Origin of the sequence: Marinobacter sp. (assembly GCF_041984545.1) — a bacterium.
Taxonomy (GTDB): domain Bacteria; phylum Pseudomonadota; class Gammaproteobacteria; order Pseudomonadales; family Oleiphilaceae; genus Marinobacter.
On the sequence record NZ_JBHIXV010000019.1, the window covers coordinates 16,783 to 31,771 of the forward strand.

The 14,989-nt window shown below is 59.0% G+C and carries 12 protein-coding genes; all 12 read left to right on the forward strand.

Annotation, left to right across the window (positions count from 1 at the left end; translation table 11 throughout):
* The first annotated feature begins 42 nt into the window (after positions 1–42).
* Complete coding sequence (gene asd, locus ACFC20_RS10600) at positions 43–1,158, forward strand: aspartate-semialdehyde dehydrogenase (protein WP_375192985.1); 1,116 nt, start codon at positions 43–45, stop codon at positions 1,156–1,158.
* A 313-nt stretch (positions 1,159–1,471) separates the two neighbouring features.
* Complete coding sequence (locus tag ACFC20_RS10605; RefSeq protein ID WP_375192986.1) at positions 1,472–4,747, forward strand: FimV/HubP family polar landmark protein; 3,276 nt, start codon at positions 1,472–1,474, stop codon at positions 4,745–4,747.
* Between the two features lie 104 nt (positions 4,748–4,851).
* Entirely contained in the window at positions 4,852–5,760 is a 909-nt protein-coding gene (gene truA / locus ACFC20_RS10610; RefSeq protein WP_375192987.1) for a tRNA pseudouridine(38-40) synthase TruA, read from the forward strand.
* Positions 5,757–6,386: a phosphoribosylanthranilate isomerase gene (locus tag ACFC20_RS10615; protein WP_375192988.1), complete on the forward strand. Its 630-nt coding sequence runs from the start codon at positions 5,757–5,759 to the stop codon at positions 6,384–6,386. Before truA ends, ACFC20_RS10615 begins: the two co-directional genes overlap by 4 nt.
* On the forward strand, positions 6,379–7,587 hold the full coding sequence (trpB, locus tag ACFC20_RS10620) for a tryptophan synthase subunit beta (protein WP_375193030.1): 1,209 nt from the start codon (positions 6,379–6,381) through the stop codon (positions 7,585–7,587). Before ACFC20_RS10615 ends, trpB begins: the two co-directional genes overlap by 8 nt.
* Before the next feature lie 19 nt (positions 7,588–7,606).
* Positions 7,607–8,419, forward strand: coding sequence for a tryptophan synthase subunit alpha (trpA, locus tag ACFC20_RS10625; RefSeq protein WP_375192989.1), 813 nt, complete (start codon positions 7,607–7,609; stop codon positions 8,417–8,419).
* 46 nt (positions 8,420–8,465) lie between these two features.
* On the forward strand, positions 8,466–9,392 hold the full coding sequence (gene accD, locus ACFC20_RS10630; protein WP_375192990.1) for an acetyl-CoA carboxylase, carboxyltransferase subunit beta: 927 nt from the start codon (positions 8,466–8,468) through the stop codon (positions 9,390–9,392).
* Entirely contained in the window at positions 9,376–10,710 is a 1,335-nt protein-coding gene (locus tag ACFC20_RS10635) for a bifunctional folylpolyglutamate synthase/dihydrofolate synthase (RefSeq protein WP_375192991.1), read from the forward strand. The genes accD and ACFC20_RS10635 overlap by 17 nt, the downstream gene beginning before the upstream one ends.
* Before the next feature lie 108 nt (positions 10,711–10,818).
* On the forward strand, positions 10,819–11,493 hold the full coding sequence (locus ACFC20_RS10640) for an SPOR domain-containing protein (protein ID WP_375192992.1): 675 nt from the start codon (positions 10,819–10,821) through the stop codon (positions 11,491–11,493).
* A 92-nt stretch (positions 11,494–11,585) separates the two neighbouring features.
* Entirely contained in the window at positions 11,586–12,155 is a 570-nt protein-coding gene (locus ACFC20_RS10645) for a CvpA family protein (RefSeq protein WP_375192993.1), read from the forward strand.
* Between the two features lie 34 nt (positions 12,156–12,189).
* Complete coding sequence (gene purF / locus ACFC20_RS10650; protein WP_375192994.1) at positions 12,190–13,716, forward strand: amidophosphoribosyltransferase; 1,527 nt, start codon at positions 12,190–12,192, stop codon at positions 13,714–13,716.
* Between the two features lie 27 nt (positions 13,717–13,743).
* On the forward strand, positions 13,744–14,985 hold the full coding sequence (locus tag ACFC20_RS10655) for an O-succinylhomoserine sulfhydrylase (protein WP_375192995.1): 1,242 nt from the start codon (positions 13,744–13,746) through the stop codon (positions 14,983–14,985).
* The last annotated feature ends 4 nt before the right edge of the window (positions 14,986–14,989 follow it).

The following is a 14,989-nucleotide window of genomic DNA, read 5'->3' on the forward strand; positions in this document are numbered from 1 at the left end:
AACGGTAGCGGGCGGGCATAAAACGAGGTCTGAAGATCGCCCATGAAGCGAGTTGGACTTGTAGGTTGGCGTGGCATGGTGGGCTCTGTCCTCATGCAGCGCATGCGTGAAGAAAACGATTTCGCAGACATCGAGCCGGTGTTCTTTACCACATCCCAGGCGGGTAAGCCTGCACCCGATGTGGGCAAGGAGGGCGTACCCCCTCTGCAGGACGCCTTTGACATCGACATTCTGAAAACCATGGATGTGATCGTTACCTGTCAGGGCGGCGACTACACCGGTGAGGTTTATCAGAAGTTGCGCGATGCTGGCTGGCAGGGCTACTGGATTGATGCGGCATCCACATTGCGGATGGCCGATCATTCCGTGATCGTGCTGGATCCGGTGAACCGGAACGTCATTGATGCCGCGCTTGAAAAAGGCGTCAAAGACTATATCGGTGGCAACTGTACTGTCAGCCTGATGATGCTGGCCCTCGGTGGCCTGCTGGAGCAGGACCTGATCGAGTGGGTGTCGCCCATGACCTATCAGGCGGCTTCCGGCTCCGGTGCCCAGAACATGCGTGAGTTGCTCAATCAGATGGGCGAGCTCAACAAGAGCGTGAAGAGCGAGCTTGAGGATCCATCCTCCGCGATTCTGGAGATTGACCGCAAGGTTACCGAAACGATGCGCTCCGGTGATTTTCCCACCGAGCACTTCCAGGTTCCGCTCGCTGGCAGTCTGATTCCGTTCATCGACAAGCAACTCGATAACGGCATGAGCAAGGAAGAGTGGAAAGCCGGCGTTGAGACCAACAAGATTCTCGGTCGCTCCGCCAATCCGATTCCTATCGACGGTATCTGTGTGCGGATCGGTGCCATGCGCTCCCACAGTCAGGCGCTGACCATCAAGCTCAAGAAGGATCTGTCGGTTTCGGAAATCGAGTCGATCCTGGCCAAGGCGAACGACTGGGTGAAAGTCATCCCCAATGAGCGTGATGCGACCATTGAGGAGCTCACCCCGGCGAAGGTCACCGGCACCCTGAGCGTGCCCATCGGCCGTATCCGCAAGCTGTCCATGGGGCCGGAGTACATCTCCGCGTTCACCGTGGGTGACCAGCTGCTGTGGGGCGCTGCCGAGCCGCTGCGCCGGATGCTCCGGATTCTTCAGGAGCGTTAAAAATTGTTACACAGAGGCAATAAATGCCAACTGTGTCCGGTTTCAATGAACCGGTAAGGGGGCGGAGGCTGATTTCAGTCTCCGCCCCTGTTATTTTCAAGAGCGCTAGGCAGTTCCGCGTGATTGATAAAAAATCGGTACAAGGATTGCGGCTGATTGATTGATAAAAGAGGTTTTATCAACAATACTTGCCGGACTGAATATTAAAAAGAACACATAATAACGAGAACGATCCAGACGGAAGTCATCCAACCTCGTCCGATTCTGTTTGAAAAAAGCAGTAACGAATAACGGAGACTGGAAAGGAAAAAGCATGAAGGTACGCAAGCTTGCGGTTGCCCTGGCTCTGGCGGGAGGGCTCGGATCCGGCGTCGCACAGGCCCTGGGACTGGGTGAACTCGAACTTCAGTCCTATCTGAACGAGCCACTGGACGCGGAGATCACTTTGCCTCAGAGCCGAGGCATCAATCCAGCGGACGTGTTCGTCAATATTGCTTCACCCGAGGCCTATGAGCGCGTGGGGCTGGATCGTAACCAGTTTCTGAGCAAGCTCAGGTTCCAGGTGGTGCCGGGTAACGATGGTCGTCTTATCATCAACGTCTCTTCTCGCGAGCCCCTGCGTGAACCGTACCTCAATTTCCTGCTTGAGCTGACCTGGCCGAATGGCCGTTTGTTGCGGGAATACGCGGTGCTGGTTGATCCGCCCGTTTATGCCGAAGAGTCCGGTGTCGAGGAGCAGGTCAGTGCACCCACCGTGAGCTCGACACAGACAGCTCAGCAACCGACCGCCGCACGCAGTGCCGAGTCCGCCAGGCGTCAGGCCCGGGCCGAGCAGTCTCTCAGCTCCGGCTACCGCGCCAACACCTTCGGTCCCACCGGTCCGTCCGACACCCTTTGGACAATTGCCTCGCAAGTTCGCCCGGACGACAGCGTGTCCATGCAGCAGGTGATGCTGGCAATCCAGGATCTGAATCCAGACGCCTTCATGGGCAACAACATCAACCGTTTGAAGCGGGGTGAGGTTCTCCGGATTCCTTCCATGGACCAGATCCAGAGCCGCTCCCGTGCCGAAGCCACCCGCCTGGTGGCCCAGCAGAATCAAGCCTTCCAGTCACCTCGGCGCACCGTAGACGCCACTGCAGAGCAGTCCGCAGGTTCGGCAGCACAGGGCGCCGGCGGTACAGGTGGTGATGAGCTCAAACTGATCGTAGCGGATGACGGCGACCAGCAGCCATCAGACAGCGGCTCAGCCGGTGGCGACGGCCAGCTGCCCGGTGGCGTTGATGCGGGCACCGCAGTCGCCATGGAAGAGCTCGAGAGTGCGCGGCGCGAGAACGCCGAACTGAACAGCCGCGTGGAAGACCTGCAGGATCAGGTTGAAACCCTGCAGCGTTTGCTTGAGCTGAAGAATACCCAGTTGGCCGAAATGCAGCAGTCCGCTGCGACGGGCGATGAGGCTGCCGAGGGCGCCGGTGAGCCTGCAGATACTGCATCAGCCGAAGCCGAAGCCGGGGCCGATGCCGGAGCGAGCCAGACAGAGGCGGAAGTGTCTGTAGAAAGTGGTGAGCAGACAACACCGGCCGAGGGCGACGATGTCTCCGGTGACACGGCGGATACCGAAACCGACGGCGCTGAGGCGCAGGCGTCTGCGGAAAGCACCGCAGAAGTGCCCGCCGACACGGCTCAGGAACCGGAGCAGCCGGTGGCCGTGGATGCTGATGCCACGGCCGATTCTGATCCCTCGGATCTGGACGATACCTCGGCAGAGACCGCCCCTGCGGCAACCCAGCCGGCTCAGTCTCAGCCGGAGGCCCAGCAGCCGGCACCCAAGCCAAGTCAGCCGGCCGCAGATAAAGGGTTCCCGGGCAATATCATTGATGCCATCACCAGCAATCCCATGTACCAGATTGCTCTTGGTGGCGGCCTCATTGTCCTGCTCCTGTTGTTGCTGCTGCTTGCCCGCAGGAACGCAAACCGCGAAAAAGCGTTTTACGAGCAGCTCAATAGCGAGTCAGACGAGGGTGCGGATTCCTTCGATCTCAGTCTTGAGGATGAGGGCCAGGAATCTGCAGAGGGCGATGCGATTGCCGAAGCTGATGCTTATATCGCTTATGGCCGCCACGATCAGGCGGCTCAAACCCTGGAAAACGCCATCTCCCGTGAGCCCAGCCGTACCGACCTTCGGCTGAAGCTTCTGAGCGTGTATGCCGATAACCAGGATCGGGACTCCTTCGAAAAGCAGTTTGGTGAAATTGAGGCGCTCGACGACGAAGACGCCGTTGCCAGTGCGAACGAGCTGCGTGCACGGCTTGAAGAAGCCGAATCCATGCCGAGCATCGACGATCTGGAGTCTGAGTTGCGTTCCGATTCCTTCACGGCTTCCAGAGAGGCTGCCGATGAGGATGAGTCGGATTACAGCGCCGATTTCGAGAGCGCATTTGCCAGTGAAACAGAAGAAGCCGGCGACGAAGACAAGCCGGCCTCCGATGAGCTTCTGGCCGATCAGTTCGACGCCGAGAAGGAAGAGCCGCAGGAAAACGAATTTGGGGAGTTCGATACGGACTTTGCAGACGTTGACCTGAGTGAGTTCGAAGAACAGGAATCCGATCAGGCTGAAACGTCAAAAGAAGAAAGCAATGACGACATGATCGAGTTCGACCTGTCGGGTATCGAACTTGAATCGGACGTCGACAAATCCGCTTCCTCGGAAGAAGTAACCGAGACGGGTGAATCCGGCGAGTGGGATCTTTCCTCCGAATTCGAGACCGATGTTGAAGAATCCGCTCAGACTGAAGTTCCCGATGATCTGTCCGAGGAAGAAGATCTGAGTCTCGATTTCGAGGCGTCGGACCTGACTGACGAGGAAACTGTTGCGGAAGAAGATACCGCGTCGGATAAATCGGGTCAGAGCGAGGAAGAATCCGAAAGCGACCTGGAGTCGCTGGACGAGTCGTTCCTGGATGACCTGGATGCGGAACTCGACAAGGTGGCAGGCGAAGATGACGAGCTTGGCGGCAGCGAAATGGAGGAGTCTTCGCTGGATGACCTCGAGCTGGACGTCTCTGATGAAGACCTGGCGCTGATGGAGGAGATCTCCGATTCCGGTGACTCTGCTAACCGGGATGATGAGCAGGAGTCGCTGGACGAAGAGCTCGGACTGGAGGATGCCCTGGGTGAAGACGATACCCTGGGCGATGCCGCTGGCGCAGGTCCCGAAGAGACCGTAGAGAGCGCGGAGGATCTCGAGCAGGAAGGGCTGGATACGCTGGAGACTGCCGAAGAGTCCGCTGACGCGAGCGCCGGGGAAGACGCCGAAGACGAACCCGAACTCCCGGTAGCCTCCGACGAGGTGGGTGGCAGCGAGAAAAAATCCGCGGTCGCTGACATCGACGAGAGCGAACTCGGTGACGACGATGATTTTGATTTCCTCGCCGGAACCGACGAAGCGGCCACCAAGCTGGATCTTGCCCGCGCCTATATCGAGATGGGTGATACTGACGGTGCCCGAGACATCCTCGAGGAAGTCGCACTTGAGGGTAACGAGGAGCAGAAGGCGGAAGCGCAAGATCTCCTTAAAAATCTGTCCTGATTCGTTATAATCAGGTTCAGGCAGCAAGCGCCGGCAACCGGAAGCAATTCCGGTATCAAGCCGGCGCTTTGCTTTTCAGGGCAACACTCATTCCGGGCCAGCATTTGTTCCTCCAGAACCCGCCATTGACCACCGATAACGCCATAGGCAACGGGCGCGTGATTATTGCGTTTGAATACGACGGCCGGGGTTTTCACGGCTGGCAGTTGCAGAAGTCCGGTGTCCGGTCGGTGGAATCCGAGCTGGCCCGTGCCGTGAGCAAGGTTGCCGATCACCCGGTTGAGCTGGTGTGTGCCGGCAGGACCGATGCCGGGGTTCATGCCAGCTACCAGATTGCTCATTTCGATACGCCTTCGGTGCGTAACCTTCGCTCGTGGGTCATGGGTATCAACACTGCACTTCCCGAGGATATTGCCGTTCATTGGGCGGGTAACGGTGTTGGCGATTTTCACGCGCGCTTCTCGGCGACCTACCGGCGTTACCGGTACATCATTTACAACCATCCGGTCCGACCCGGCATTCAGAGGGGGCAGGTGAGCTGGACGTTCCGGCCGCTGGATGCCGACCGGATGCATCTGGCGGCCCAGGCACTGGTGGGCGAACACGATTTCTCGTCCTTTCGGGCAGCGGGTTGCCAGTCCAGGACACCAATCCGTTTTCTGGAGCGGATATCGGTAAGCCGAAAAAGGGACTTTGTCGTAATCGATGTTCAGGCGAATGCCTTTCTCCATCATATGGTTCGAAACATTGCCGGTGCGCTCATGGCGGTCGGGTCCGGCAAGGAGTCTGTCGAGTCAATTCGTGAGATACTGAACCAGAAGGACCGGACAGTTGCCGGTGTGACCGCGCCGCCACATGGTCTCTACCTGGTCGACGTGGGTTATCCAGGCGAGTTCGGCGTGCCGGAAGCCGAGTGTGGGCCCGGGTTTCTGAGGCCGTGGTTCACCCGTTCAGAAAACAGCCCGTTCGCCCCGACACACATTCATCCTAAACAACGGGTGACAGCACAATGATTGCACGGGTGAAAATCTGTGGGCTGACCCGCCCCGAGGATATTCGGGCCGCAGTGGAAAGCGGAGCCGATGCGATTGGTCTGGTGTTCTATCCGCCCAGCCCCAGAAGCGTGTCCCCTGCCCAGGCGCGGGCTCTGGCAAAGGAGGTACCCGCCTTTGTGACGGTTGTTGGTCTGTTCGTCAATCCCACCCGTGAAGATGTTGAGTCGGTTCTTGAGCAGGTGCCGTTGGACCTGCTTCAGTTCCATGGGGACGAAACGCCGTCGTTCTGTGCCGGATTCGCTCGCCGCTGGATCAAGGCCATACGGGTCAGGGAGCCGGGTCAGATTGAGCGGGCCTTTGCGGATTATCACGAAGCCTCAGGTCTGCTGGTCGATGCCTGGGATCCCGATCGCTATGGTGGTACCGGAAAAGTATTCAACTGGGACCTGATTCCCGAAGAGCGCCCACTGCCGCTCATATTGGCCGGCGGATTGTCATCTGATAACGTATTTGCCGCTGTGGAACAGGTCCGTCCCTGGGCTGTCGATGTCAGTGGTGGTGTAGAAAAAGACAAGGGCATCAAGGATATCCGGAAAATCTGTCACTTTATTAACGAGGTTCACCGTGTCTGTAAAACTGACTGAAGAAATGCTGAGCGCACTGCCGGATGCACGGGGTCATTTCGGGGCCTTCGGGGGGCGGTTTGTATCCGAGACCCTGATGGATTCCCTGATGACGCTGGAGAAGGAATATGCCCAGCTTAAAAAGGATCCTGAGTTCCAGGCGCGTTTTGATAAAGAGCTTGCGGACTATGTGGGCCGCCCGACGCCGCTGTATTTTGCCGAGCGTCTCACCCGGGAGACCGGCGGTGCCCAGATCTGGCTCAAGCGGGAGGATCTCTGCCACACGGGCGCTCACAAGGTTAACAACACCATCGGGCAGGCGCTGCTCGCCAGTTTTCTGGGCAAGAAGCGAATCATTGCCGAAACCGGTGCCGGACAGCACGGCGTTGCAACCGCGACCGTATGCGCGCGGTTGGGCCTCGAGTGCCACGTGTTCATGGGGGCCGAGGATGTTCAGCGCCAGTCTCTGAACGTGTTCCGTATGAAGCTTCTCGGGGCCACGGTTCATGCGGTTCAGAGCGGTACCAAGACACTGAAAGATGCCATGAACGACGCCATGCGTGACTGGGTGGCAAACGTCGACGATACCTTTTACATCATCGGCACTGTGGCCGGTCCGCACCCGTATCCGCTGCTGGTTCGTGATTTCCAGTCGGTGATCGGTCGCGAGACCCGTCGTCAGGCCCTCGAGAAAACCGGCAAGCTACCCGATGCGCTCGTGGCCTGTGTCGGTGGCGGTTCGAACGCCATTGGCATGTTCTATCCATTCCTCGCCGACGAGAGCGTGCAACTGTACGGCGTTGAGGCCGGCGGGCTGGGTATTGAAACCGGTAAACACGCCGCGCCCCTGTGCGCCGGTCGTCCCGGCGTGCTGCACGGTAACCGGACCTATCTGATGGAAGATGAGAACGGGCAGATTGCGGGTACACACTCGGTCAGCGCCGGTCTTGACTATCCGGGAGTTGGGCCCGAGCACAGCTGGCTGAAAGACATCGGTCGCGCGCAGTACGTGTCTGTCACCGACGACGAAGCCATGGAAGGGTTCCGTAAGCTGACCCGGGTCGAGGGTATCATGCCCGCCCTGGAGACGGCGCATGCCGTGGCTTATGCCATTCGACTGGCCGCCACCATGGATAAGGACCAGACCGTTGTGATCAACGTCTCTGGCCGCGGCGACAAGGACATCAACACGGTCGCCAAACTCGAAGGCATCGAGATCTGAACAATTGACAGGAGCAGGCATGAGCCGAATTGAAGGGGTTATGAAGGCCCTCAAAGGGCAGGGGCGCAGGGCACTTATTCCCTACATTACTGCGGGCGATCCACATCCGGATGTGACCGTTGATCTGATGCACGCACTGGTTAAGGCCGGTGCCGATATTATTGAACTGGGAGTGCCGTTCTCTGACCCCATGGCGGATGGCCCGGTTATCCAGCTGGCTTGCGAGCGGGCCCTCGTGCATGGCACCTCCCTGCGGCAGGTAATCGCCATGGTGCGGGAGTTCCGGAAAACCGACAACGATACGCCCGTGGTACTGATGGGGTACCTTAACCCGATGGAAGCCATGGGATATGAGACGTTTGCCGAGGCTGCCAAGGAAGCGGGCGTGGATGGTGTATTGACCGTTGACCTGCCACCCGAAGAGGCGGACGAAGTGGCACCCCTGTTTACACAGAGGAACCTGGATGCCATTTTCCTGCTGTCGCCGACCACCACCGATGAGCGTATTCGCGCAATCAGCGAACACTCTTCCGGCTATGTGTACTATGTTTCTGTCAAGGGCGTAACGGGCTCGGCTACCATCAACGTCGACGAAGTGGCTGCCAGGGTGAGCCATATTCACGAATTGACGGCGTTGCCGGTGGGCGTTGGCTTCGGTATTCGCGACGCCGAGACGGCTGCTGCCATTGGTCGGGTATCCGATGGTGTAATTGTTGGCAGTGTCCTGGTCGATACAATAGCCAGAAATCAGGCAGATACCGATCAGCTCAAACGGGCCTTGACCGATCTGCTTCACCCGATGCGCGAAGCACTGGACAGTCTCGCCTCCTGATATCCGGGCGGCGGGGCAGACAGGCATCAAAGGACAGGATGACATCATGAGTAACTGGCTGGACAAGATCATGCCGAGCAAGATTCGCTCGGAATCCAAGCAAAGGACGGGCGTTCCCGAGGGGCTTTGGAAAAAATGCCCCAAATGCGGTGCCTTTCTTTACAAGCCGGAACTCGAGAAAAATCTGGACGTGTGCCCCAAGTGCAATCACCACCTGCGCGTGTCCGCCCGCCGGCGTCTGGATATCTTCCTCGACGAAGACGGTCGTGAGGAGATTGCCGCGGAACTGGAGCCGTGGGATCGACTCAAGTTCAAGGACAGCAAACGCTACAAGGATCGCCTCTCCCAGGCCCAGAAAGGGACCGGTGAGAAAGATGCGCTAGTGGCCATGAAAGGCGCCACGATGGGGGTTCCGCTGGTGGCCTGCGCGTTCGAGTTCAACTTCCTGGGCGGCTCCATGGGGCAGGTGGTTGGCGAGAAGTTCGTTCAGGCAGCCAACGTGGCATTGAAAGAGCGCATCCCCCTGGTGTGTTTCTCGGCCAGTGGCGGTGCCCGGATGCAGGAAGCCATTCTTTCCCTGATGCAGATGTCCAAGACCGCTGCGGTGCTGGAGCGCATGAAACAGGAGGGCATTCCCTACATATCCGTGATGACCGATCCGGTGTTTGGCGGTGTGTCAGCCAGTCTGGCGATGCTGGGCGACCTGAACATTGCCGAGCCCAACGCCCTGATTGGCTTTGCCGGCCCCCGGGTTATCGAACAGACGGTCCGGGAACAGTTGCCGGAAGGCTTCCAGCGGAGTGAATTCTTGCTGGATCACGGGGCCATCGACATGATCCTGCACCGGCACCAGATGCGCGAGCGCATCGCCCACGTTCTGGCCAAGTTTACCGGTCAGGAGCGGCCCGGAACCGAAGAGCCCATCGAGTTCGAAGTGTCTGAAAAGCCCGAAACCGATGCCCCGACCGAGTAACACCTCCGCGGCCCTGGCTTCCCCAGGGCCCGGCTCCACTGTCGATCAGTGGCTTGCCTACCTGGAAGCGATCCACCCGAAAGAGATTGATCTTGGACTGGATCGTGTGCTGCTGGTGCTGCGTAAGCTCTTTCCTCGAAAACCTTCGGCCCGCATCATTACGGTCGCCGGTACGAACGGCAAGGGCAGCGCGGTGGCCGCTCTTGAGACGCTGCTTCGGGCCGCCGGGCGCAGTACCGGGGCCTACACCTCTCCGCATCTGCAGAACTATAACGAACGGGTGCGTCTTGATGGTACTGACATATCGGACCAGGCGCTGATCCGGGCCTTCGAGGCCGTGGAGAAGGCCCGGGGACGAGTGTCGTTGTCCTACTTCGAGTTCGGAACCCTGGCGGCCTTTGTCGCTTTCGCAGAAGCGGGTGTCCAGGACTGGATTCTTGAAGTCGGTCTGGGCGGACGGTTGGATGCCGTGAATACCCTGGACGCCGACTTTGTCATTCTCACATCGGTCGATATCGATCATGTCGCCTACCTCGGCGACAACCGGGAGGTTATTGGCTTCGAGAAAGCCGGTGTTCTCCGCCCGGGCATTCCGGCCGTGTACGCGGATGTCGATCCGCCATCATCGGTGCTACAGCAGGTGGCCGCCCAAAAGGTCGGACTGGCCATGCTGAACCGGGACTATACACTTTCTGATCCGGACGGCGCTCAAGCTGGCCCGGGACATCTGCTGTTGCGTTACCGGGGAGAGACCATTCGAATTCCGGATGGACCGCTGCCTGTGAACAGCGTTGCCGCAGCGGTGGTTGCCATTCGTCGTCTGGAACCTGATCTGGCTACTGAGACGGTCGAGAAGGCGCTGAGCGGGCTCCGAGTGCCAGGTCGGTTTGAACAGCTCGGTCGTGAGCCAGCCGTCTACGTGGATGTCGGGCACAATCCCCACGCCGCCACCTGGCTTGCGGGGCGCCTGAACCGATTGAAACGTCCCGGGGTGCGTATTCACGGCGTGTACGGTGCCCTGTCGGATAAGGATGTGGAAGGGGTGGCTGCCGCCCTCTCGGGTGTGGTGGACGCCTGGTACCTTGGTGGTCTGTCCGTTCCCAGGGGGTTGTCTGACCGTGCGCTTGAGGACCGACTGGCCACGGCAGAGTTGCCAGAGGTAACGGCTTTTGCAACGGTCACCGAAGCCCTCCAGGCCGCATTGTCGAGTGCCGGGCCCGCCGACCTCGTGATTGCGTTCGGCTCTTTTTTCACCGTGGCAGAGGCGAGAGACTATCTGGCGGCAGCGTCCGGTTCATTGGCGGCCATTCCGTCTTAAACTTTGTCCATGCCGGGCTGTGAGACTTTGAGTTCGACCGGCGGGACCGTTAGTATCTGCGGGTAAGCGCTTTTGCCAGCGCGGCGACAACAGTGGGGAGCCTAGAACGTGGATGGATTGAAGCAGAGAATCATCGGGGCACTGGTCCTTGTTTCCCTCGCGGTTATCTTCGTTCCCATGCTCTTCGATGAGCCCCATACCGAGCGCACCTCCACCACCATCAATATCCCTGAAGAGCCGCCATTTCCTGAGGTAGAGGCACCGGAAACCACGCTGCCGGCGACGCCCGCACAACCCCCCGGCCAGTCTGATGAACCCGGATACCGGATTCTTGAAGAAGCGCCACCGGAGACTTCCACTGCCGGGCCTGAACAGGCGGCGCCGGAACGCGACACTTCTGGCGAAGCCGTGAAGACAGATCAGCCCGTTGCCGAGACCGGCGAATCTGCCGCCCGCGAAACCGCAGCCCCTGAACCTGCTGAAACAGAAAGCAGTGAGGCGGAAAGCACCAAACCGGAGTCCGCCGAGTACCAGCGTTCTCTAGAGGGCGCCTGGGTGGTTCAGCTGGGCAGCTTTGGCAATGCGGATAACGCCAGGCGTCTTCGCGACCGTGTCCGGGAGAAGGGATACGGTTCCCATCTGCAGCAGGTCACGCAGGGTGACACGACCTTCACACGCGTATTCAGCGGTCCCTTTGCCACGGAATCCGAGGCCAAGGCTGCCAAGCGCGCGCTCGACGACGCCTTTGGCCTGAACAGTCTGGTAACCTCCGGCGGAAAATAACGCCTTGCGGCAGCCTTTATGTGCTCAAGGCGGTTTGGTGAGCGGGGGTTTCCTGATAGAATTCGCGCTTCTTTTTCTCCACCGGGTTTTCCATGGAAGCGCTGATCTGGATTGACTGGGTCATCATCGCCCTGATTACAGTTTCCACGCTCATCAGCCTGAAGCGGGGCTTTGTCAAAGAAGCTCTTTCTCTGGTGACCTGGGTCGGCGCGTTCATTCTGGCCCGAACGTTTCATCCGCAGATGCAAACCCTGCTGGAAAGCACCGTCGAGACCCCGCTGGTGCGTCTTATCGCGGCTTTCGCCATTCTGTTCTTCGGAACCCTCATCATTGGTGCGATCATCAACAACATGATCGGGCATCTGGTCCGGGCGACCGGCCTGTCCGCCACCGACAGGGTTCTTGGCATGGGGTTCGGTCTGCTGCGCGGTGTGGTGGTGGTGATCGTGGCGATTGCCTTCACCCGCTACACGCCTCTGGCACAGGACACCTGGTGGCGGACATCGATCATCATCGATCGTCTGGCAGTGGTTGAGGACTGGTCGCGGCGAACCCTGGGCGACGAATTTGCCCGGTTTCTGGGGCCGGCACCGGAGCAGGCGCCGGTACCGGATACAGATCTACTGCAAGAAGGCGTGGAACCTGCGTCCGCGTCCCGCTAACATTCAGTTTTAACACTCGGAGACTTCCTTATCCATGTGTGGCATTGTCGGCATCGTCAGTACTACCAACGTCAATCAGTCGCTTTATGATGCGCTGACTGTACTTCAGCACCGGGGCCAGGACGCGGCGGGCATTGTTACGTTTCAGGATGATCGCTTCTATCTGCGCAAGGACAACGGCCTTGTACGGGATGTGTTCCATACCCGTCATATGCGCCGGCTGGTGGGCAATGTCGGTATCGGTCATGTCCGGTACCCGACCGCCGGAAGCTCCAGTTCCGCAGAGGCCCAGCCGTTCTATGTCAACAGCCCCTATGGCATAACCCTGGCCCACAACGGCAACCTCACCAACGCCGATGAACTGAGCCGTGACCTGTTCCGTACCGACCTGCGGCACATCAACACCAATTCTGATTCGGAAGTCCTGCTTAACGTGTTTGCCCACGAATTGCAGAAGCTGGGCAAGCTGGACCCCACCAAGGACGAAATCTTTTCGGCCGTTCGTGCCGTGCACAAGCGCTGTCGGGGCGCCTACGCGGTAATCGCGATGATCACCGGCTACGGCATTGTCGGATTCCGGGACCCCAATGGTATTCGCCCCGCGTGCTATGGCGAGCGCACCTCCGAGGACGGACGCAAGGAATACATGATTGCCTCCGAAAGCGTTGCCCTTAGCGCCGCCGGTTACAGCCTGGTGCGCGACATTGCACCGGGTGAGGCGGTTTACATTGAAACCGACGGCACCCTTTACACCCAGCAGTGCGCAGAAGATCCACACCTCTATCCTTGCATTTTCGAGCACGTGTATTTCGCGCGCCCGGACTCGATCATAGACAAGGTGTCGGTGTACAAGGCCCGCCTGCGCATGGGCGAGACGCTGGCTGAAAAGGTGCTCAGGGATTTCCCGGATCATGATATCGACGTGGTCATGCCGATCCCTGACACCAGTCGCACCTCCGCCATGCAGATGGCTCATCGGCTGGGCGTCAAATTCCGCGAAGGCTTTATCAAGAACCGCTACATTGGTCGGACCTTCATCATGCCCGGCCAGAAGATGCGCAAGAAGTCGGTGCGTCAGAAGCTTAATCCGATTGACCTGGAATTCCGAGGCAAGAACGTGATGCTGGTGGACGATTCCATCGTGCGGGGCACTACCTGCAAGGAAATTGTCCAGATGGCGCGGGACGCCGGTGCCCGCAAGGTTTACTTTGCGTCTGCGGCGCCTCCTGTGCGCTACCCCAACGTCTACGGTATCGACATGCCTTCGGCCAGTGAGCTGATCGCCCACGACCGTACCGAAGAACAGATCCGGGAGCTGATCGGTGCTGACTGGCTTTTGTATCAGGACCTTGAGGATCTGGTGACCTGCGTCAGTGACGTTAATGAAAACATCGAAGGCTGGGAGTGTTCGGTGTTCACCGGGAACTATGTCACTGGAGACGTGGACGACGCCTACCTGAACCGGCTGGAAGAGATGCGCAACGACGAGAAGCGTTTCGAGAGTGCGGGCGCCACCTCCGGCGATAATGCCATTATTGACCTGTACAATGACGAAGACTGAAGTAGCCCACGGGGGCAGGAGACGTTCATGACCTTTCGCCGCGAAGAAACTGTCTGGATTCCGGAATCGGATCTGGAGGGAATGTCGGTTGATACCCTGGCGGTGAGGGCAGGGCAGATCCGCTCAGGGCAGTTGGAGCACAGTGATGCGATCTATCCGACCTCCAGCTTTGTCTACGGGAGCGCGGCCCAGGCTGCCGCGCGCTTTGGTGGCGATGAGCCGGGCAACATCTACTCCCGTTTCACCAATCCCACGGTACAGGCATTCGAGGCCCGGATAGCCGCCATGGAAGGGGGAGAGCGTGCGGTGGCAACGGCTTCGGGCATGGCGGCCATCCTCAGCACCTGCATGGCATTGCTCAAAAGCGGTGACCATGTGATCTGTTCACGGGGCGTGTTTGGCACAACCAATGTGCTTTTCCAGAAATATCTGGCCCGTTTCGGTGTGGAGACAACGTTTGTGAGCCTGACGGACCTCGAGGAGTGGGCGTCGGCGATTCGCCCCGAGACCCGTATGCTGTTTATCGAGACGCCCTCCAATCCGCTGTGCGAAGTGGCTGACATGGACGCTCTCTCACGACTTGCCCGCGAGAACGACGCGCTGTTCGTAGTGGACAACTGTTTCTGCACGCCGGTGCTGCAGCGGCCATTGGAGCAAGGGGCCGACATCGTGATCCACTCCGCCACCAAATACCTGGACGGCCAGGGCCGTTGCGTTGGTGGCGTGGTGGTCGGTGATCACAAGACCATGGAAGAGGTTTATGGCTTTCTGAGATCCGCCGGGCCCACTATGAGCCCCTTCAACGCGTGGGTGTTCCAGAAGGGTCTGGAAACCTTACCAATCCGTATGCGCGCCCACTGTGACAATGCGTTAGAGTTGGCCCTGTGGCTCGAGCAGCAGGCGGAGGTTGAGCAGGTATTCTATGCCGGGCTTGAAAGCCACCCACAGCACACGTTGGCGAAAAAGCAACAGAGCGGATTCGGTGGCGTTCTGTCATTCCAGGTCAAGGGTGCGCGTGATGAGGCCTGGCGCTTTATTGACGCAACCCGGATGATTTCCATTACTGCCAATCTGGGCGACGTGAAGACCACCATTACTCATCCGGCCACCACCACTCACGGGCGGTTGTCGCCGGAAGACAAGGAGCGGGCCGGCATCACGGAGAACCTGATCCGGATATCTGTCGGCATCGAGGCAGTCGAAGACCTGAAAACCGACCTCAATCGGGGGTTCCAGGCGCTTCGGAACGCACGAAACGAAAACGTCTGAGCAT